This window comes from Enterococcus sp. S53 (assembly GCF_016516865.1).
Taxonomy (GTDB): Bacteria; Bacillota; Bacilli; order Lactobacillales; family Enterococcaceae; genus Enterococcus_D; species Enterococcus_D innesii.
Genome location: NZ_JACVUH010000059.1, coordinates 1 through 885, shown reverse-complemented (window position 1 = coordinate 885; position 885 = coordinate 1). Strand labels below are relative to the sequence as shown.

Sequence of the window (885 nt, the reverse complement as noted above, 5' to 3'; positions counted from 1 at the left end):
ATCCGATTTTTCTGATGCCTGCTATTCCTTTAAAAATAGATTCATTAATAACCTTCATGTTTATCTTCCTTTCTGTGCAAAAAAGAGCAGCCGCTTGGCTACTCCTTCTTTTCTGTGAACTCTTGACCATCGCCGTAATCTGGCACATCTTTGCTATCCAGAGCTTGAGTTTCAGATTGTCCGTCGCCATAATCTATTTTGATTTCTGTTACTTTGGGTTTTGGATTTTCAGTACTATCCTGTAATTTAGTTAGTCTTTCTTTTACCCAGTTTGGGATTGGAACTCCCAGTTGTCCGAGATTTTCAACAATTGAGATTCCATATACTGCGATATAGAAAAAGACGAATGCAGTCGCAAACGTCTCGAGATTCATAATCTTTAGGTAAGGATAGGCAATGATCACTAAGCAAACAACTAGCATATGTTTAACGATTCCAAGTAGCCCTTTTGTACTATTGGCATCTTTAACGAACACCCCTTTGCATAATCCTGTCACAATATCCCCTACTACTACCCAGAGGAACAGCTGCACATATCCATTTGTCAGCAACCCTCGAAATTCATTTAGTAACACTCCATTATCAATAATCACCATATTAACCACCTTTTCTTTTATTAGAAAACAAGCCTAAGCCTGTTCCTCAAGTTCTGCCAAAAAGTCATCTTCTGCTGCCCATACTTTTTCTTGGAAATCATCCATGTCCTTGCGGCACTCTACTCTGTTAGCGCGATACAGCGCTTGATTGTGTATGGATGTTGTAATACTTGAATTGCCAGCTGTATCAGTGGTGATATTTCCATTAAATGAAGCTGCAATCTCACCATTTATTTTCGATTCTCCTGTGATTGTGATTGATTTCTTGTAATTTAGCATTATTCATTTC

Annotated in this window: 1 protein-coding gene and 1 pseudogene; both read right to left on the bottom strand. The window is 38.3% G+C overall.

All coding sequences use genetic code 11. The annotated features are described in order from the left end of the window. Positions 1-227: 227 nt before the first annotated feature. Positions 228-596, bottom strand: a pseudogene (locus tag IAE45_RS18650) (phage holin family protein); the annotation flags it as partial. Positions 597-629: 33 nt separating this feature from the next. Further along, on the bottom strand, positions 630-875 hold the full coding sequence (locus tag IAE45_RS18645; RefSeq protein ID WP_233619193.1) for a hypothetical protein: 246 nt from the start codon (positions 873-875) through the stop codon (positions 630-632). Between the last annotated feature and the right edge of the window lie 10 nt (positions 876-885).

Bases quoted from the DNA above. Each gene is read 5' to 3' on its own strand.
- IAE45_RS18645 (WP_233619193.1), bottom strand. From the start codon at position 875: ATGCTAAATTACAAGAAATCAATCACAATCACAGGAGAATCGAAAATA.